This is a genomic window from Thiomonas sp. FB-6, assembly GCF_000377645.1.
Classification (GTDB): domain Bacteria; phylum Pseudomonadota; class Gammaproteobacteria; order Burkholderiales; family Burkholderiaceae_C; genus Thiomonas_A.
In genome coordinates, this window is record NZ_KB898522.1 from 1 (window position 1) to 18,242 (window position 18,242).

At 64.2% G+C, this 18,242-nt stretch carries 15 protein-coding genes and 2 pseudogenes; 8 read left to right on the forward strand and 9 right to left on the reverse strand.

Annotated elements, in window-relative coordinates; translation table 11 throughout:
* On the forward strand, nucleotides 1–897 hold an 897-nt coding region (locus D466_RS0119130; RefSeq protein ID WP_018915297.1), incomplete at its 5' end, for a Glu/Leu/Phe/Val dehydrogenase.
* A 16-nt stretch (nucleotides 898–913) separates the two neighbouring features.
* Here D466_RS0119130 and ubiA read toward each other — a convergent pair.
* Nucleotides 914–1,801, reverse strand: coding sequence for a 4-hydroxybenzoate octaprenyltransferase (gene ubiA / locus D466_RS0119135; RefSeq protein WP_018915298.1), 888 nt, complete (start codon nucleotides 1,799–1,801; stop codon nucleotides 914–916).
* A 90-nt stretch (nucleotides 1,802–1,891) separates the two neighbouring features.
* Nucleotides 1,892–2,410, reverse strand: coding sequence for a Dps family protein (locus D466_RS0119140; protein WP_018915299.1), 519 nt, complete (start codon nucleotides 2,408–2,410; stop codon nucleotides 1,892–1,894).
* Nucleotides 2,411–2,834: 424 nt separating this feature from the next.
* On the opposite strand from D466_RS0119140, the gene D466_RS0119145 reads away from it, so the two are divergent.
* The 3 genes from D466_RS0119145 (at nucleotide 2,835) to glmS (ending at nucleotide 6,973) form a co-directional block, all read left to right on the forward strand.
* A complete protein-coding gene (locus D466_RS0119145) occupies nucleotides 2,835–3,602 on the forward strand; it encodes a hypothetical protein (RefSeq protein ID WP_018915300.1) in 768 nt (255 codons plus the stop codon).
* 137 nt (nucleotides 3,603–3,739) lie between these two features.
* Nucleotides 3,740–5,161 (forward strand): bifunctional UDP-N-acetylglucosamine diphosphorylase/glucosamine-1-phosphate N-acetyltransferase GlmU, encoded by a 1,422-nt coding sequence (glmU, locus tag D466_RS0119150; RefSeq protein ID WP_018915301.1) that lies wholly within the window; start codon nucleotides 3,740–3,742, stop codon nucleotides 5,159–5,161.
* 3 nt (nucleotides 5,162–5,164) lie between these two features.
* Nucleotides 5,165–6,973: a glutamine--fructose-6-phosphate transaminase (isomerizing) gene (gene glmS / locus D466_RS0119155; RefSeq protein WP_018915302.1), complete on the forward strand. Its 1,809-nt coding sequence runs from the start codon at nucleotides 5,165–5,167 to the stop codon at nucleotides 6,971–6,973.
* A 321-nt stretch (nucleotides 6,974–7,294) separates the two neighbouring features.
* On the opposite strand, the gene D466_RS23630 is transcribed toward glmS, so the two are convergent.
* From D466_RS23630 to D466_RS0119170, 4 genes are all read right to left on the reverse strand, one after another.
* Entirely contained in the window at nucleotides 7,295–8,137 is an 843-nt protein-coding gene (locus D466_RS23630) for a RelA/SpoT domain-containing protein (RefSeq protein ID WP_081630055.1), read from the reverse strand.
* 11 nt (nucleotides 8,138–8,148) lie between these two features.
* Nucleotides 8,149–9,273 carry a ParA family protein gene (locus D466_RS0119160; RefSeq protein ID WP_231385772.1) on the reverse strand — a complete coding sequence of 375 codons (1,125 nt, stop codon included), beginning with the start codon at nucleotides 9,271–9,273 and terminating at the stop codon, nucleotides 8,149–8,151.
* 193 nt (nucleotides 9,274–9,466) lie between these two features.
* Nucleotides 9,467–10,756 (reverse strand): AAA family ATPase, encoded by a 1,290-nt coding sequence (locus D466_RS23635; protein WP_196803532.1) that lies wholly within the window; start codon nucleotides 10,754–10,756, stop codon nucleotides 9,467–9,469.
* A gap of 224 nt (nucleotides 10,757–10,980) precedes the next feature.
* On the reverse strand, nucleotides 10,981–11,907 hold the full coding sequence (locus D466_RS0119170) for a hypothetical protein (RefSeq protein WP_018915305.1): 927 nt from the start codon (nucleotides 11,905–11,907) through the stop codon (nucleotides 10,981–10,983).
* 113 nt (nucleotides 11,908–12,020) lie between these two features.
* Here D466_RS0119170 and D466_RS24575 point away from each other — a divergent pair, with 113 nt between their 5' ends.
* From D466_RS24575 to D466_RS0119185, 4 genes are all read left to right on the forward strand, one after another.
* Entirely contained in the window at nucleotides 12,021–12,395 is a 375-nt protein-coding gene (locus tag D466_RS24575; RefSeq protein WP_196803533.1) for a hypothetical protein, read from the forward strand.
* Nucleotides 12,396–12,591: 196 nt separating this feature from the next.
* Nucleotides 12,592–13,500, forward strand: a complete 909-nt coding sequence (locus tag D466_RS0119175) for a TnsA endonuclease N-terminal domain-containing protein (RefSeq protein WP_018915306.1) — start codon at nucleotides 12,592–12,594, stop codon at nucleotides 13,498–13,500.
* A complete protein-coding gene (locus tag D466_RS22455; protein ID WP_081630057.1) occupies nucleotides 13,488–15,683 on the forward strand; it encodes a DDE-type integrase/transposase/recombinase in 2,196 nt (731 codons plus the stop codon). The genes D466_RS0119175 and D466_RS22455 overlap by 13 nt, the downstream gene beginning before the upstream one ends.
* On the forward strand, nucleotides 15,677–16,960 hold the full coding sequence (locus D466_RS0119185; RefSeq protein WP_081630058.1) for an ATP-binding protein: 1,284 nt from the start codon (nucleotides 15,677–15,679) through the stop codon (nucleotides 16,958–16,960). Before D466_RS22455 ends, D466_RS0119185 begins: the two co-directional genes overlap by 7 nt.
* 28 nt (nucleotides 16,961–16,988) lie before the next feature.
* Here D466_RS0119185 and D466_RS23645 read toward each other — a convergent pair whose 3' ends face one another.
* From D466_RS23645 to D466_RS0119195, 3 genes and pseudogenes are all read right to left on the reverse strand, one after another.
* Nucleotides 16,989–17,720 (reverse strand): hypothetical protein, encoded by a 732-nt coding sequence (locus D466_RS23645; RefSeq protein WP_231385773.1) that lies wholly within the window; start codon nucleotides 17,718–17,720, stop codon nucleotides 16,989–16,991.
* 57 nt (nucleotides 17,721–17,777) lie between these two features.
* A pseudogene (locus D466_RS25185) lies at nucleotides 17,778–17,978 on the reverse strand (hypothetical protein); the annotation flags it as partial.
* A 17-nt stretch (nucleotides 17,979–17,995) separates the two neighbouring features.
* Nucleotides 17,996–18,242: pseudogene (locus D466_RS0119195) on the reverse strand (IS3 family transposase); the annotation flags it as partial.

The window sequence follows — 18,242 nt, forward strand, 5'->3', positions numbered from 1 at the left end:
AAGGAGCTGGAGCGCATGACGCGGCGCTACACCAGCGAGATCGGGATCATCATCGGGCCGCAGCAGGACATACCGGCGCCGGACGTGAACACCAACCCGCAGATCATGGCGTGGATGATGGACACGTACTCGATGAACATCGGGGGCACGGCAACCGGAGTGGTGACGGGCAAGCCGATCCAGCTCGGGGGATCGCTGGGGCGCGTGAAGGCCACCGGACGCGGGGTGTTCGTGACGGGGCGGGAGGCGGCGCGGCGCATCGGGCTGAAGCTGGAGGGGGCACGGGTGGCCGTGCAGGGCTTCGGCAACGTGGGCGGGGTGGCGGCGGAGTTGTTCGCGGCGGCCGGCGCGAAGGTGGTGGCGGTGCAGGACCACACGGGCGGCATCTACAAGGCCGACGGGCTGGACGTGGCCAGGCTGAGCGCGCACGTGCAGGCGCGCCACGGGGTGGCGGGCTACGCGGACGCGGAGGTGCTGCAGGGCGAGGAGTTCTGGGGCGTGGAGTGCGAGATTCTGATTCCGGCGGCGCTGGAGGGGCAGGTGACCGAGGAGCGGGCGCGCCGCACGACGGCGCGCATGGTGCTCGAAGGGGCCAACGGACCGACGCTGCCGGGGGCCGACGACGTGCTGGGCGAGCGCGGCATCCTGGTGGTGCCCGACGTGATCTGCAACGCCGGCGGGGTGACGGTGAGCTACTTCGAGTGGGTGCAGGATTTCTCGAGCTTTTTCTGGAGCGAGGACGAGATCAACGCGCGGCTGGAGAAGATCCTGGGCGGGGCCTTCGCGGCCATCTGGGACACGGCCGACCGGCTCAAGGTGCCGCTGCGCACGGCCGCCTTCGTGGTGGCCTGCGAACGCGTGCTGGAGGCGCGCGCCGAGCGCGGCCTGTACCCCTGAACCCGCCCCGGGCTTCTCAGCGCAGCGCGTAGGCGCAGACGGTGCCTGCGAACACCGCGAAGCCGAGCCAGTGGTTGAGCCGGAACGCGGTGAAGCAGCCTTGCGGATCGCGGCGCCGGATCAGGCTGAAATGCCATAGCGCCAGCGCCGCCGCCGCCGCCAGTCCGAGCAGGAAGGGCCAGCCCAGGCCCACGTGCAGCCCGGCCGCCAGCCACAGGAGCAGGAACAGGGCGTAGCTGGCCATGACCGCGGCCACGTCGTAGCGGCCGAAGGTGATGGCCGAGGTGCGGATGCCGATCTTCAGGTCGTCGGCGCGGTCCACCATGGCGTATTCGGTGTCGTACGCCAGCACCCAGAACAGGTTGCCCAGCAGCAGCCACCAGGCCAGCAGCGGCACCTCGCCCGCGGCGGCGGCGAAGGCCATGGGGATGCCGAAGCTGAAGGCGATGCCGAGATAGGCCTGGGGAACGGCCAGCCAGCGCTTGGTGAAGGGGTAGGCGATGGCGATGAGCAGCGCCGAGACCGACAGCGCCACGGTCAGCGCGTTGGTCAGCAGCACCAGCGCGAAAGCCGCCAGGGCCAGCACCGCGCCCACCCACAGCGCCTCGGCGCGGCCGAGTTCCCCGCTGGTCACCGGGCGGCGTGCGGTGCGGCTCACGTGGCGGTCGAACTCGGCGTCGGCCACGTCGTTGACCGCGCAGCCGGCCGAGCGCATGAGCACGGTGCCGAGGCTGAACACCGCCACCAGCAGCCAGCCGGGGAAACCGCCGGAGGCGATCCACAGCGCGGCCAGCGTGGGCCACAGCAGCAGCAGCCAGCCGGCGGGGCGGTTCCAGCGGATCAGGTCCAGCCACAGCGCGATGCGGCTGCGCGTGGAGGCAGGGGCGGGGGCGGCGGAATTCACGTCTGAGCATGGTACGCCACGGCCGGCCCCGGGTGCAGCCGGGCTTCTCGGGGGCCTTCGCGGCTGGCGCTGCGCCCGCGATGTGAGCGTTTACTCTCCGAGCATGGAGCGCAGCATCCACGCCGACTTCTCGTGAATGTCCATGCGCGCCGACAGCAGGTCGGTGGTGGGCTGGTCGCCGGCCTTTTCCACCAGCGGCAGCAACTCGCGGGCGGTGGCCGCCACGGCTTCGTTGCCCCGCACCAGCGCGCGGATCATGTCCTCGGCGGCCGGCGGCTCGGTGGGGGCGTCGGGCAGCTTGGTCAACTGCCCGAAGGCCGCGTAGGAGCCGGGTGCGCTGTAGCCCAGCGCGCGGATGCGCTCGGCGATCGGGTCCACCGCGTTCCACAGTTCGTTGTACTGGGACATGAACATCAGGTGCAGGGTGTTGAACATGGGCCCCGTGACGTTCCAGTGGAAATTGTGGGTCGTCAGGTACAGCGTGTAGGTGTCGGCCAGCAGGCGCGACAGGCCGTGCACGATGGCCTCGCGGTTCTTCTCGCTGATGCCGATGCCCAGGTTCTTCGAGGTCAGATGCAGCTTGGGGGCCGCGGGAGCAGTCTTGCTCATCGGGACACTCTCCTGAAGTGAGCCGCACGCATGATGCGCCGGTTACGGTCATTTAAGCACCAAAGCACCGCGCTCTCCGTGGCCTGCGCAGTCCGGTGCAGCACGGAGGCGCCCGGCGGCCCCGGCGTATTCAAACTGCAACAAGACGCAGCAGGGTTCCAGGGGGCCGCCGCCAGGGGGCGTGCGCGCGCTGCGCCGCAGCAAGCTTGCGGGCTCGCGCAAGTCTCGGGGCAAGCGCCTTATACACGTGGGGGTTTCACGTCGCACGCGTGCGGCAATATTCGGATACCCCTTGAACGGAAGCCCTCGTTGCGACGCTCGCGCACGTGGGAGTACGATGCGGGAAAACCATTAAGCCCATTGATCCCGGTCATTTTTTCCATGAGGCCGGGAGCCCGCCTTCCCGTTCTCCCTCCCCTCCATCATGCGTCAGCTCCATCAGCTTTCGATCGTCGAGAAACTTCAGCACACCGGTTTCATCGTCCTCGTGTGTTTCGGCCTTTTGTGCGCCGAGCTCTACCTGTTCGTCACCCACACCGGCCTGGACGGCAAGGCGGGGGTCACGCTCAAGGACATCCAGCTGTCCTACGCCGGCAACCCGGACGGCAGCAAGCTGCAGACCGTACTGCCCACCATGCTGACCAACGCCGGCGTGCCCAAGTCGGAATGGCCGCAGGACAAGGCGATGATCGACCACTGGATCGCCGGCGGCCGCACCAAGGCCGAGTACGACACCCAGATCAAGCCCTTGATCGCCCAGCACTGCCTGATGTGCCACAGCGTGGCCATGAGCCAGCAGCTGCACAACCCGCCGCTGGTCACCTATGACGACGTGAAGGCCGTGACCAACGTCGACACCGGCATGAGCTACACCACCATGTTCATGACCGGCATGGTGCACCTGACCATGCTGGGCGTGATCTTCTGGCTGGCCGCCTACCTGTTCGTGCGCACCCGCGTGAACAACCAGATCAAGGCCATCGCCGTGATCACCCCGTTCATCGCCATGATGCTGGACTTCTCCGGCTGGTTCCTGACCAAGCAGAACCCCAATTTCGCGTGGTTCGTGCTGATCGGCGGCGGCCTGTCCTGCCCCATCGCGGCGCTGGAACTGGTCGTCTCCTTCTTCGACATGTGGGTCGGCATCCCCGGCTTCCTGCAGCAGAAGCTGGTGGCCGAAGCGCGCAAGTAAGCCGCGCCTCGCGCCGAACGACGGCCGCCGCCACCCGCGAGGGTGGGGCGGCCGTCGTCATTCCGGGGCCGCCCCCCCGCGCACGCGGGGGCGCCTCGGGCGCCGGCCGCGGGGCCGGCCCCCTAGAATCGCCCACCATGACCAACGCCGACAGCCACCGCGCCCCGGGCGCACGAGAAGCCGCCCTGCAGGTCGTGGTCCTCGCCGCCGGCAAGGGCACGCGCATGCGTTCACGCCTGCCCAAGGTGCTGCAGCCGCTGGCCGGACGCCCCCTGCTGGCGCATGTGCTGGACACCGCGCACGCCCTGCACGACGCGCGCTGCGTGGTGGTGGTGGGCCACGGTGCGCAGCAGGTGCGCGCGGTGTTCGCCGCGAACGGGCAACTGGCCTTCCGCGAGCAGGAGCCCCAACTGGGCACCGGGCACGCGGTGCTGCAGGCCTGCCCCGCGCTGGACGACGCCGGCATCGTGCTGGTGCTTTACGGCGACGTGCCGCTGGTGCGCGCGCAGACCCTGCAGCCCCTGCTCGACGCCGCCCGCGGCGGCGCGCTGGCCGTGCTCACGGTGCTGCTGGAACAGCCCGACGGCTACGGACGCATCGTGCGCGACGCGCAGGGCCGGGTCACGCGTATCGTCGAGCACAAGGACGCGACGCCTGCCGAGCACGCGATCCGCGAAGTCAACAGCGGCATCCTGGCCGCCCCGGCGGCGGCGCTCAAGCGCTGGGTCGGCGCGCTGCGCAACGACAACGCGCAGGCCGAGTACTACCTCACCGACGTGGTGCAGATGGCGCAGGCCGAGGGCCTGCCGGTGCAGGGCGTGGTCGCCGGCGACGCCGAGGAACTGATGGGCGTGAACGACCGCCTGCAGCTGGCGCAGCTCGAGCGCGTGGTGCAGCGGCGCCACGCCGAGCGCCTGATGCGGGAGGGCGTCACGCTGCTCGACCCCGCGCGCATCGATCTGCGCGGCGAACTCGTCTGCGGGCAGGACGTGCGCATCGACGTGGGCTGCGTGTTCGAGGGGCGCGTGGAACTGGCCGACGGCGTGCACGTGGGCCCGCACTGCGTGCTGCGCGACTGCCGCATCGGCGCGGAAAGCCGCATCGAAGCCTTCTCCCACCTGGACGGCGCCAGCTGCGGCGAGGGCGCGCGCATCGGCCCCTACGCGCGCCTGCGTCCGGGCAGCGAGCTGGCGCGCGACGTGCACATCGGCAATTTCACGGAAGTGAAGAACAGTCGCATCGGCGACGGCAGCAAGGCCAACCACCTCAGCTACGTCGGCGACACCACGGTGGGCGAGCGCGTGAACATCGGCGCCGGCACCATCACCTGCAACTACGACGGCGCGGCCAAGCACCGCACCGTCATCGAGGACGACGCCTTCATCGGCTCCGACACCCAGCTGGTCGCGCCGGTGCGCGTGGGCAAGGGCGCCACGCTGGGGGCAGGCACCACGCTGACGCGCGACGCGCCGGCGGGGCAACTCACCGTGTCGCGCGCGCGCCAGGTCAGCATCGTGAACTGGGCCCGTCCGCAGAAAAAACCTTCCAACGAGAGCTGAGCCATGTGTGGAATCGTCGGCGCCGCAGCGCGCCACAACATCGTCCCGGTGCTGCTCGAAGGTTTGCAGCGCCTCGAATACCGCGGCTACGACTCCTGCGGCCTGGCCGTGCACGAGGCCGGCCGTCTCGCGCGCCTGCGCACCACGCAGCGCGTGGCCGACCTGCGCGCGCAGGCCGAGGGCCTGCAGGCCTCGACCGGCATCTGCCACACCCGCTGGGCCACCCACGGCGCGCCGGCCACGCACAACGCGCACCCGATGATCTCGCGCGGCGAGCTGGCGCTGGTGCACAACGGCATCATCGAGAACCACGACGAACTGCGCGCCGAGCTGCAGGGCGCCGGCTACGAGTTCGAGAGCCAGACCGACACCGAGGTGGTCGCGCACCTGGTACACAGCCTGTACCGTGGCGATCTGTTCGACGCTGTGCAGCGCGCGGTGGCGCGCCTGCGCGGCGCCTACGCCATCGCCGTGCTGCATACCGCCGAGCCCGAGGTGGTGGTGGGCGCGCGCGCCGGCAGCCCGCTGGTGCTGGGGCAGGGCGACGACGGCTGCTACGTCGCCTCCGACGCGCTGGCCTTGGCCGGCAGCGCCGATCGGGTGGCCTACCTGGAGGAAGGCGACGTGGTGCGCATCCACCCGGCCGGCGCGCAGGTGGTGGATGCGCAGCGCCACCCGGTGGAGCGCGCCTGGCAGCCGCTGCAGGCCTATGCCGGCGCCACCGAGCTGGGGCCCTACCGGCACTACATGCAAAAGGAGATCTTCGAGCAGCCGCGTGCCGTGGGCGACACGCTGGACGGTATCGAGTCCATCGGCGCCGGCCTGTTCGGCGACCAGGCCGGCGTGCTCGGGCGCATCCGCCGCGTGCTGATCCTGGCCTGCGGCACCAGCCACTACGCGGGCAGCGTGGCGCGCCACTGGATCGAGGCGCTGGCGCGCGTGCCGGTGGACGTGGAAGTGGCCAGCGAATACCGCACCCGCGACAGCGTGCCCGACCCCGACACCCTGGTGGTGGGCGTGTCCCAGAGCGGCGAGACCGCCGACACCCTGGCCGCGCTGCGCCACGCGCGCAGCCTGGGCATGCAGCACCAGCTTGCCGTTTGCAACGTGCCCGGCAGCGCCATGATGCGCGAATGCGCGCTGAGTTTCGCCACGCGCGCCGGCGTGGAAATCGGCGTGGCCTCCACCAAGGCCTTCACCACCCAGCTGGTGGCGCTGTTCCTGCTGGCGCTGACCCTGGCCAAGCTCCGCGGCCGCCTCGACGAGCAGCAGGAGCAGCAGCACCTGCAGCAGCTGCGCCACCTGCCGGTGGCCCTGCAGGCCGCGCTGGCCACCGAGCCGCAGATCATCGCTTGGGCCGAGACCTTCACGCGCCACGAAAACGCGCTGTTCCTGGGCCGCGGCATGCACTACCCCATCGCGCTGGAAGGCGCGCTCAAGCTCAAGGAAATCTCCTACATCCACGCCGAGGCCTACCCGGCCGGCGAGCTCAAGCACGGCCCGCTTGCGCTGGTGACCGACGCCATGCCGGTGGTGGTGGTGGCCCCCAACGACGCGCTGCTGGACAAGCTCAAGAGCAACCTGCAGGAAGTGCGCGCGCGCGGTGGCCGCCTGTACGTGCTGACCGACGCCGGCACGCGCATCGACAACACCGAGGGTGTGCACGCCATCCGCCTGCCCGAGCACTACGGCCTGCTGTCGCCGGTGGTGCACGTGGTGCCGCTGCAACTCCTGGCCTACCACACCGCGGTGGCGCGCGGCACCGACGTGGACAAACCCAGGAACCTGGCGAAGAGCGTGACGGTGGAGTGAGGGGCGGGGCGGGCTGATGTGCTGTTGTTCCTTGCCAATAAAGTCGTAGACAAGCCAATAAAGTCGTAGACAAAGCGACAAAGTCGTAGACACGGGGCCGGCGTGGGCTCGAGCCCGAGTGGACGGCGCGTTACCGCCGATCGTGGAGATCCGCTGCTAATCGAGTGTCGAAGAGATCGTTCGTCGAAGCCAACGGCGGCAGCTCGGGCAGAACAGCCATTGGGCATAGCATGTGGCGATCACGAGGCCGCGTCGGGCAACCACGGCACTGCAATCGAACTCACTGGCGATCCTTGTCTTCACAACTAGCGAGGCGGTTCGTCACCCGCCATCGCCATTCTTCCTTGCTACCTCGGTCCGCTGCTGCACACCCTGTGCCGCATGACCCTCGGCGCCCTGCGCCGTCGCAGGTAGAACGACAGGCATGGGAATCACAGCGTTATCGTTCTGAATCAGCTGCTGCTGCGGTTCTGCCAGTTCCGCGAGCGGCGCGGGGTCTGCCGCAACCGTCCGATATATCGAGTCGACCAACCGACTGCCAGCGCCAACGACCTTGCCAAGTACCAAGATCTGCTCTCTGCAGGCGACGCTATCTGTTCTCTGTGGATAATTCAGGGCATGGTCAACTTCGCCCCAAATTTCCTCGAATAGCGTTCGCACTTGAATTTCGCAGCACAACGGGGAGCCTTCGCGCGGTCGTACCGTGTAATGCACGCTGGTGTAGGTGGATGGCTTCATGTGGACTTCAAACCCAATGCCCCGGTAGAAGTCCTCTCGTTCTGGATCCCACGTGTACGCGCGCGGCGCCTCGTGCAGTACCCAGTCACCACGTTGCTGAATCTTTCTCAGGATCTCCTCGTGAATCGTCTTGAGCTGCTCTTGATGTAAATGCAAGACACGAACCCCGCTCAGATCGGTGATTTTCTGTCCGAGGTTATTTTCATCAATAATATTGTCCAGATTAGATTTCTTTTCGATCTTGGATCGAAGATGATCGCGGTTCTTAAGGCGAGATTTGACTGAGTGCACAAGGGGTGTGGCACCGGTTGTCAGACGAGGATGCGTTTCGAACCACGTCCTAACGGTGCCCATGAATATGTTGAGTTCATGAGCCATGTCGTCAAACGCATCCAGCGCCGCGTTGGTGACTGCTTCATCTTGCATGTCGGTCGCTCTCAATCCAGCGAAGATGTGCGCGACAGAAGGTCCTTGGCGAATTCGTAGTACTTCCGTTTTGTCGTCTCGTACGAGCTCCGATTTCCCAAGATCGTGCTTGCGTCAACCGACTCTAGCTGCGCTGATGGAACATGCCACATAGGCGTGTGGTACTTCTGCGCCATCGACGGCAGTGTGTTGTGGGTGTGCATGATGGCGGTTCCGCCGATCGGATGGGTCCACACCTCCTCGCTTAAGTGGTCGCGGATCTCCGGGCGGATATAGTTTCGGATCGCCTCCGGGATTTTCACGGCGTAGTTGTAGTGTGCCGTCGCTAAATCGAGTGGCTTGCCCGAATACTTCTTGGCATTATAAATCGTGAAGCCCAATAGCCGCACAAAATTCTCTGGGAACAGTTTCCGCTTTTCCTCGGAAAGAAGGTGGTAGATGGTATCGAACTGCTTTTTCCAGGCTGCGAGCGCATTGCCAATGTTCTTGATGCCATATTGAGAGAACATGTCAGGCATGCACGGAATCAAGAAGCCGTCGGCCGTCGAAATGATTACCTTGTTTAAGGTGCCAAGGCTTGGTGAGGTATCCATGATCACGAACTCGTAGCCATAGGCTTTAGTGTAGGCCTCTGCGATCTGCCTGGGTCGCGTTACGGTTCGGACCGCGAGTGGGTCACCCTGATAAACATCGCTCCACCGCCGAGCAATTGCGTCTTCATAGAGATGCATTGTCAGCCGACCAGGAATCAAGTGCAAATTTTTGGCGATTTCGAACGGTGGGGAGATGCTATCAACGTCGGATAGGCCATCCTCGGTTGGCTTTAGGAGAAAGTGAATCGAACGAGGGGCGGTCAATAGCGCGTCCAGGTTTTTTTTCGTCTGGCTATCGCGCGCAGCTTTGAAATCATCGATGAACGCTTCCTCCGCTTGCCAGACCGCGTCAAGCGTCTCCTCCGGCAAACCAAGAATAGTGAGGTTGCACTGGGGATCAAGGTCGATGACCAATGTCTTGTGCCCAAGCTCGGCGAGCGCATTCGCCAAGTGGAAAGTGAGCGTGGTCTTGCCGACTCCGCCCTTGTTGTTGAACACCGATATCGTCTTCAAATTCTTCTCCCAATTGATTGCCTTGGACACTGCGTCCGCTGTCGCATAATGTATTTCTCTAGAGCGACGATTTCATCCATGCCGGGGTCCGCAGCGGGCCGAGAGCACTAGGTCACGGACGGAGGCGGCTAACGCTCGGGGCGTCGACGCTGGGGCGATAGCCGGCGAACCTAAGCGGCCTTTGGACTGCGATGAAAAGTCACCGTTGGGCGTTCGGGCGGTTTTAGTTCATGCCACGAAGGCGAATGTATTGGCGCAGGACTGGATTGACGAATTCGTAGACGCCTTGTTCAACGCGCTCTAAGACCGGTCCGTACTTCGCCTCGACTAGGCGCGGCATGACTTGGTCCACAAATTGGACGCCCAACTCTTCTGCCACTGTTCGAGAGTTCTTAAGCACTACCCTCCCGATTTCGTCAGTGAATGATGCTTCGCTCGACTGCTCGGCTAGCAAATGTAGGAGGAGTTGACGCCCATCTGAGCCCCCGATCGCCCTCTGGTAGGCGGTCTCAAGGGTTGGGAACGCCTTGCCTGTCTTGAGACCCTGAACAATGGCGTCGAAGATTTCGTCGTCAATGACGTCTGTTCCTCTCGCGTTCATCTCGTTCACACACTGCTTTCCAATGAGTTGGACGAAGTAGGGGTACCCCTGCGCCATGCCAGCAATCTTTGATGCGATCCCCGGCGCGAACCGGACGGCTCCACGAAACAATTCGGTCGCACGATAGATGATGCCCTCAGACTCAGCGAGCGACATTGGCTTTACGGCAAGGACCCCCTGCTCGATAAGGCGTTCGACCGAAGCATGATCCGCGATTAGATCGGCAAGATCTCCGCCGACACCGCAGACTGCGAACTTAACTTCGGGCGTGGTTAGCGATTTGATGAGCGAGCCGAGTCCCTGTTTGTCTTGAATCACGTCGAACTCGTCGAGGATGATCAATAGACTGTCACGCCTCATTCGGCGATGAACTTGATGGTCAACGACTGCACTAACAAAGTTGCGGAACGTCTGAACTACGTCACCTGGAACGGTTTTGGCGTACTTTGATGACTCAATACCCTTGGCGCCCCAATTGAGAACCTTCAGGTCCGCGCCGCCGGAAACTTCTTTGCTACGCGTGAATTCGACGATGTCTTTGCCATCATTTGGGACTAGTCGAAGGAGCCCGTCCTCGGCATCCTGATCGTTCACAAGGCGAGAAATTAGTTCCTTGCCATCTCTGATGAGTGAGTCGCACGCGTAATAGACGGTTAAGTACTTTCGCGGCCGTGCCGGGATCTCGCTTGTAAGGCCGGCGCGCTTGGCGAGCGTGTATTCTCCGAGAGCCATCTGCTGAATTTGCCGTAGCAAGGATGACTTGCCGACGCCGCGTTTGCCGTAGACCGAAATAAGGCCTGTGGCCGAATTCAGGGCTGCTATGCAGTCGCGGAGCAGTTCTGTTCGCCCGACAAAGCGGCCCGGATCCCGAATGACGTCGGCGGTGAACCCAATCTCCGGATCTACAGCCATGCTCCCTCCCGTCTGGTGGCGCCTAAGCATAACGCGTGTTATTGACGTTTGGTCTGGTGCGGGTTCGGTGGATACTGGCCTTCGCATGTTGCGCCGGGTCGAAGTGGACTGAGCTGTTGTTGCCGGTGGCCTTGGCGACGGCAGCGCGACGCGTTGCGGCTACTGCCGTGAGTCCCTGTCATCGCTTGCTTGGCCGAAAGGCGTGAGCCTGCGGTGGAATGGCGTCATGGCGCCTTTGCTCGGGGCTCCGCGAGGGGGATCAGTCGGGGGCAGACGGTAGTCCAAAGTGACTCATCCCAGTGACGCCCGTCGAGCAGTTCCCGCAGCAATTCCACCAACTCCTGGGATGTGCTCGGGTGGTTGTCGTTTGCGTCGATCGCCCTCGCCACGCGGCTGAGCAGCCTGGCGCTCGACAGATAGCCGCGTTCTCCGAAGCCGTAGCGATGCTTTTCATGGGCGGCTATTGGAAGGGCCTGCCTTTCGAAGTACTCAGCGAGCGGACGTGCAACGCCGTGCGCGTAGAGCACCGGCCCAAGCAGCAGCAGGACTCGGCAGATGGAATAGCTGAGGCGCTTGGCCTGCTGGTTCGCACCGTCACGCACGGCGCTCATCATGCCGATTGTCAGGCATGCGATCGTGTCGACGCTCGGACGCCGCTCCAGCATTTTGACTCGCATGTCGTGCCATTCGAGCACGGGGATGAAGGGGCCATCGAAAAGCGTCCCCTTGCATCGAACCGCTCGCTGGACATCGGGGTGTAGCTGCCGAAGCAGCCCCTCCTCTTGGCCGCTATTGTCAAGCCTATCGAGGCGCAGGACGTCCCACAGCACATGATCGAAGGCGGCGCGGCTTGCGGTAACGGCTTGGCCGACACTGTCCACCAGTGATCCTCGTGGGACCTGTATGCCTCGGCGGTAGCGTTGCCACTTCTTCTCGTTCCCGGAGACCGCGTTCATCCCCGAGCCAGGCATGATGCCGATGCGTTTGGCGACGTCGTAGGCCGAGCTGCTTTGCAAGCCACGGCGAATAGTGTGGAACCAGTAGACGGTCCGCAGTCGGTCCACGATGCCGTTCTGATCGGTGTGCGCACGTTTTCGCGTCGTCGACGCGAAAACGAATTCGTCCAGCGATTGTTCCGACGTTTCAATCACTTAGCGCTCCGGCACGTCCCCGAATAGGGTCGTTAGCGTGGACCTTGTCACCGCTATTCATTGCGCGCCTCGGCCCCTAAGATCAGGTGACAACACAGCACGAGGCAGGACCGATGCAAAGGCACGGCGACGTCGATGATCTAGCTGGCGATCCGTTGGCGCAAGCGCTGAACGACGAATTCGTTCGCCAATTCGGCCCGATGCTTCCGTCCAGTGCGCTCGTCAAGGCCCTGGGCTATCGCTCCGGCGATGCATTTCGCCAGGCATTGGCCCGCGGGACGGTGCCGGTGCCGCTCTTCCACATCCCGACGCGGCGCGGCAGGTTCGCACTTGCTCGTGACGTCGCGCTCTGGATTTGCGAACAACGCCGAGGGGCCTCGTCCGTGACTGGGCGTGACGTGTCCGGCATTCCCAGGCCCAGAAAGGCCGTCGACGGGGTAGAGGCAGCCAGGCCCGCGGGGCGGTCGACGCCGGCGGTGGCCACCTAGGAGATCTCAACCATGAGCCCGTGACACCGCACAAACGAAAAGCGCCGTCGGTCTGGCAACCGCGGCGCTTTTGTACCGAGGGGGTGCCTCGGGTTTCAGGACGACTCAAATCTACGCGTGTGCTCAGCACACGTCAAGGGCATCCCCTTCCTTCGTCGAACGATGGCCGCCGCTATCGCGGCCGGAAGGAGATCCCATGCGCAAGGGTCGACGGTTCACGCCAGCCCGCCTCACGAAGTGGAGCGACCAGGGGCGGGGTACAGGAACGGGTGCCAACTACCAGCCGTGGCACCAGATCACACGCGACGATCCAGGCAGCCGAGGTCGATCCCACGTCCTGAACTGGACGTTCGGCAGGCTCCACCACCTGCTGTCCGATCAGGAGCTTGTGGCCTTCGGCTTCGCGACCATGGTCCCCGACCTGGTCGATCTGCGGGAGCAGTTTCCACTGTCGCCTGACCCACATAGCCCGGATGTCGCCGACTATCGAAAGGACCTGGCATACGAGCAGGCCGCCGGCACCCTCGATGTCGCGCGCGAGCTGGGTTTCAAGCATCCCATCATCCGCAAGGACGGCGTCCGTCAAGACTGGGTGATGACCACGGATCTGGTTTTGACCGTCGAGCCGCCAGGGCGCGAGGTCAGCCTTCTCGCGGTCAGCGTCAAGCACCACGACGAGCTGGACAAAAGGCGCACACGCGAGCTGCTGGCCATTGAGCGAGCGTACTGGCTGCAGCAGGGTGTCGACTGGCTGCTGCTGACCCCGCAGCTCTACGAGGCCAGCGTCGGCCTCGTCGTTCGCGTGGGAATGCATTGGGCCACCGGCCATGCCCAGGCGGATGCGGAGGCGCTGCACGCTTGCGCCGCGCTTGGCCATCGCCTAGAGGGGCGCTCGATGGATGCCGCGCTGGCACTGATCTCCGCGCACATCAGCGTCGACACCCTCGCGGCGCAGCGCATCTTCTGGCAGAGCGTTTGGACTGGCCTCCTGCCGCTGCGCATGTCCTGGAACCTTCGCCCGGCCAGTCCGATTGCATTGGTAGCGCCTGAAGCCTTTTGGGGTCAAAACCCGATTACCGCGCGGAGGTCAGCATGGAAGGACTGATGTTCAACGCGGTGCTGCGCGCGGTCGACCCACAACTCAGTGGCCTCTATCGAGTTGTCGCTGTCCCGCCCGATGGGCTTAACGTGTGGCTCGCATTCATCGGCCCCTGCGACGATGTATCGGATGAAGCGACCACCGGCGAGGCAGAGGTTCCACCGCTGGGGGCTTTGCTGCCTGTTGCGAGGTCCATGCTCGCCGACCTGGACGCGGCCGGGAAGCTCTTCGTCGTCGAGGTCAGATCATCTGCGCGACTCCGGATAGATCCCGAGGATCTGAGGCCTCGCGAATTGGCTCTTCTCCAAAGACGCCAAGCACTGCTCGCCGTGTTCCTCGACCATGCGCGCCTGTGCGACTCCTTGGAGCGAACCGGCGGGATCGGCGTACTGGTCCGCGAGGCGATGAAAACCGGCGAGGGATCGCGAGCCCTGGTCTATCGACTCCTGCAGCTCTTGTTCCTGCACGGCTTCGAGGTGAGTTCACTTGTCCCGCGCTTTGATCGCTGTGGCGCTCCCGGGGTACTTCGGCCGGTGACCGAAAGGCGTAAGAAGGCCGGCGCCAAGAATGCAATGCAACGGATCGGCGAGCCGGACCCGACGCCGCAGGGCGGTGTCACCGATGCAGATCGCATCAAGATCCTCGCGCACTATCGCAGCCTGGCCAGGCCGGGCAAGTCGTTCAGACACCTCTATGCGCAACTCGTTCTGCGGCTCTACGTGACGCGCTATGAGGACTCAGGCGCGGGCAGAGTCCCCATCATGCCTCCGGAGGGAACCTTTCCGAACATGCGCCAGGTCCGTCACATCATCGACTCCGGCACGCGCCGGCTTGAACGTGCGCGGCGGAGGACGACCCAGGGATACTTCGAGCGCAGCAAGCGAGCGTTGCGCGGACGCTCCTATGACCATTCGCCAGGGCCGGGCCACCTCTATGCGATTGATGCCACGGTCGGAGACATCCACCTGCGTAGCGCTCTCAAGCCTGCCTGGCCGATCGGCCGGCCAGTTGTGTATCTCGTCGTCGACGTCTGGTCGACTGCCATCGTCGGCTTCTACGCGGCGCTCTCGGCTCCGTCCTGGGCCAACGCTCGGCTCGCCTTGTTCTCCACTCTCTGCGCCCCGGAACTCCTTGCGGAACTGTGGGGCCTGAATCCCGCCGATGCCTTGATCCCCGCCCCTGCCGTGCCAGCGGAGGTGCTCACAGATCGAGGAGAGTATGTATCTGCCGCGGCGCGCGAGACATGCGGCCGTCTGGGGATCAATCTCGCGGTCAATCCGGCGTACCGCCCCGAACTCAAGGGGATGGTTGAGGTGCTGCACCGGATCACAAAGGACGATCAATTCGGTTTCGTTCCCGGTGCGATCAATGCCCGGCGTCGCGAGTTGGAGTTGAAGCCGTCCGCCAAGGAGTCGGCCCTGACGTTGCGGGAGTACGTGCAATACCTCTACCTCATGATCGCGCACTACAACCTCCATGCCGACCGATCGAAGCGCATGACCGCTGAGATGATCGCAGCCGGCGTGGATGCCTCGCCTTCGGGGCTCTGGCAATTCGGGCATGAGGCCGGTTTCGGATATCGCAAGGCGCTACCCGCCGATCGTCTGATCGCTGATCTGCTTTCTCGCAGCACGGCTGTCGTTCGGCGTGACGGCGTGTTCTTCGAATCGTTGCAGTATGACGGGGACATTGCGAGCTCCGAGGAATGGACGGGGCAGGCTCGCAACTTTGGCGCCTTCGAGCGCACGGTCTATCACTTTCCCGGATCGACGTCGCGCTTTTGGTGCCCAGGAGATGACGGGGGGCTCCACCCATTCCACCTACGCCCCAATGCGCGCGTCCCTTCCGAATTTTGCCTAGATGAGTGGCGCGATTTGCTCATGTACGAACACATGAAGAAGGGCACCCGTCAATTCCGTCGCGTGAAGGCGTTGATGCAGCGCATCCATCAGCAACAGGAAATCTTCAAACGTGCCGAGGAGCGCAGGACGGAGGCCGAGGCGGCTGAATCGGGGCCGCAGCCAACCGTGCGCGAAGTACGGCTGCTGGAGCAAAGCGCGAAGACGTTGCCGACCGATCCACCAGAACCCTCGTCGAACGAAGCGCCTCAGCCGCCGGACTACGACGCCTATGAGGAATTGATGGATGGGATCTTCAGGGACCTGAATAGAGGAGGCGAGTCATGCTGAACGCACCCGCAGAGAGCCCTCAGTTGACTAACGCGCCGCCTCCTGAAAACCCTCTGATCACGGCGTGTGGGCCCACGCGCACGCGAGCTGAGTTCGGCGCGCAATTGCTCTTTCTTCCGGAGCGGCCGCGCATTGCAGCAGGGAGCCCGGTGAGCGATGTACTGGTTCGTGGCGTCTCGGATGTTTGGCGGTTGCACGTGCCAACGCGAGTGGGTCTGGACCTCGCCGACGGAATCGACAGCATGTTGCGTGCGGGTTATGGGCACCGCAATCCACTGCACCCCTCCACATGGCGGCGAATTTACGGTCCCTGCATGGTTCCACCTGACAAGTACCCGATACAGCTCAGCGCGACAGTGCTGGGCATTGCTGGCGTTGGAAAGACGACCGCACTGGAGCGTGCGCTCCTGTTGTATCCCCAGGTTGTCACCCATGCAGCGTTCCCGGGCTTGGTCGGCCCCGTGCGTCAGCTCATCTGGTTGAAATTGGATACACCCCCGTCCGGGAGAACCGCCGATCTTGTTGAAGCGCTACTCCGTGCGACCGACGAGGCGTTGGGGACGAGCTACGCGACGCAGGTTCTGCGGGGCCGAGGGCGCCGTGGCGCTGTCTTGGCGCAGGAATGGCTTCAGCGGGTGTCCTGTCACTTCCCGGGACTTTTGGTGATCGACGAGATCCAGAACTTGTTCAAGGTGGGCACCAAGGCGGCTCGCGAGGTGGCCCTTCGACGCGGTGGCCCCCGGCCGGAGCTGCGCATTGTCGACGACGAGGCCTTGAAATTCTTGCTGACGCTCTCCAATACGGCCAAGATTCCGATCCTGATTTGTGGCACACCCGATGGAATTGCGGCCTTCAGCACGCGCATGAGCACGTCCCAACGCTTGGTGACTGGCGGCTTCTACCAGTTCTCACGCGCGACGACACCCGAGGACGAGTTTTTCGCCAAGTACCTGTTCCCGCAACTGTGCACCTACCAGTGGTTCCCTGAGCAATTGCCTCCAAGCGAGGAATTCAGGCAATTGATCCATCGTCTGAGTGGAGGCCTTCTACGGATCTGCATGGCGCTTTGGGTTCATGCGCACCTTGCCGCTGTACGCCGACGGGCTATGGGTCTGTCCTTCGACGATTTCCATGTGGCTGCGAAGACTACGCTCGCACCTTTGCAACCCATGGTGCGAGCGCTCACTGATCAAAGTCGAAGCGGCCTTTCGTCGTTTGAAGACATGATGCCTCAGGAGGCCTTTGATTGGACGCGAACTGATGGGCTTCGCAACTGACGGCGTCGTTTCGCGGGCGTAGAGCTCGTCAGGTGCGTTGATAGCCTGCGCTTAGCTGCTTCGCGAGAACCGAGCGAATTGCCTTTTCGAGGGTGTGCGGCGCGACCCCCATGAGATCGTAGACCGAAGACATGCGCGCACCGGCTGCGAAGGCGCGAACTGCTGCGCGAACTGCCGGGGTGTCGCATTCATCCGTCAGAGCAGGGGATTCGTGTACAGCCAAGCAGCTTTCCTCGCTCGTGAGCGTCGAATTCGGAGCGGCCATCGGATCTTCGGGTGCCGGCAGTGATGTCACCTCGCACATCGCCACATCAGCGGACTCGTATAGCAAGGCCAGGGCCAGCGCGTACGCGCGAGGCGCGCAGGAGCGACTCGGAATCGAGATCGTACGGTCCAGGGTGCCAATGAACTCGCGCGCTGCCTTCTTGTTGACCTCCGGGAAGAAGTGCTTCAGCCATGGGCCTCCAGCGAACGTCTTGGCCACGTCGCTCAGGAACGGGTTCTCCCGCAACAGGTACGAGTCCTGCAAGAGCACGCGTACACCCAACTCTCTTGCCCTGAGCTGCATGCAGCGCACAAGGTGTTTGGCCGGAAGGGGGTGTTCTCGGTCGAGGAGCGCCTGGCATACCTCGCCATAGCGGAGGATCGTGGGGCTATGCAGTGCTTGTATCGCCTCGTCAATGTAACGGTAGCCGTGAGCAATCTCGAGTGCGGCTTCCGGAAGGCGCGCTATGCCACCTTCTTCTTCCACGAATGCCAATGGCGTCGCGTGTTTGTGGCACCACAAGACGCCGGGCAGTTGATGACATCGACGCCAATAGGAGAAGCCCCAAAAGCCCAGATCTTCGCGTACGCAGTCGCAACAAAGGTATGCCCAGCGGCGAATGGGCTGATTTAGTCGTAGCGCCCGCGGCCCATCCTCATGCGCCGCCCTGCCGTCGCTACGCCGGCTGATGCATTCGGCGAACGGGGCTAGCGTATGCCGAAATTCCACGGAGTGAACCGCGGCGCGCGTCAAGGTAGTTGTCGCCTCGGTTATGCAGCTTGGTTCTGAGTATGCTGATCCGCGACGGCCTGGTTGACCACGGTGTCGCGCTCGGGGTTGAGCGTGACGGGGCCGACGGGCGCCCAGTTTCGGGTGGTGGTCGACCAGCGCGCAGGGTGACGCCGCCGAGCCTCGAGGTAGAGGTTGTGGCGCGCGGCCAGGATGGTCTGATCCTCGCCAGCATGGCGCTGCGCCGGGCTGACGTAGCGGATGCCGCTGTGGCGGTGGTCGTGGTTG

Excerpts from the sequence above, each read along its gene's own strand:
- D466_RS0119140 (WP_018915299.1), bottom strand. The coding sequence starts at position 2,410 with ATGAGCAAGACTGCTCCCGCGGCCCCCAAGCTGCATCTGACCTCGAAG.
- D466_RS0119145 (WP_018915300.1), top strand. The coding sequence starts at position 2,835 with ATGCGTCAGCTCCATCAGCTTTCGATCGTCGAGAAACTTCAGCACACC.
- glmU (WP_018915301.1), top strand. The coding sequence starts at position 3,740 with ATGACCAACGCCGACAGCCACCGCGCCCCGGGCGCACGAGAAGCCGCC.
- glmS (WP_018915302.1), top strand. The coding sequence starts at position 5,165 with ATGTGTGGAATCGTCGGCGCCGCAGCGCGCCACAACATCGTCCCGGTG.
- D466_RS23630 (WP_081630055.1), bottom strand. The coding sequence starts at position 8,137 with ATGCAAGATGAAGCAGTCACCAACGCGGCGCTGGATGCGTTTGACGAC.
- D466_RS23635 (WP_196803532.1), bottom strand. The coding sequence starts at position 10,756 with ATGGCTGTAGATCCGGAGATTGGGTTCACCGCCGACGTCATTCGGGAT.
- D466_RS24575 (WP_196803533.1), top strand. The coding sequence starts at position 12,021 with ATGCAAAGGCACGGCGACGTCGATGATCTAGCTGGCGATCCGTTGGCG.
- D466_RS0119175 (WP_018915306.1), top strand. The coding sequence starts at position 12,592 with ATGCGCAAGGGTCGACGGTTCACGCCAGCCCGCCTCACGAAGTGGAGC.
- D466_RS22455 (WP_081630057.1), top strand. The coding sequence starts at position 13,488 with ATGGAAGGACTGATGTTCAACGCGGTGCTGCGCGCGGTCGACCCACAA.
- D466_RS0119185 (WP_081630058.1), top strand. The coding sequence starts at position 15,677 with ATGCTGAACGCACCCGCAGAGAGCCCTCAGTTGACTAACGCGCCGCCT.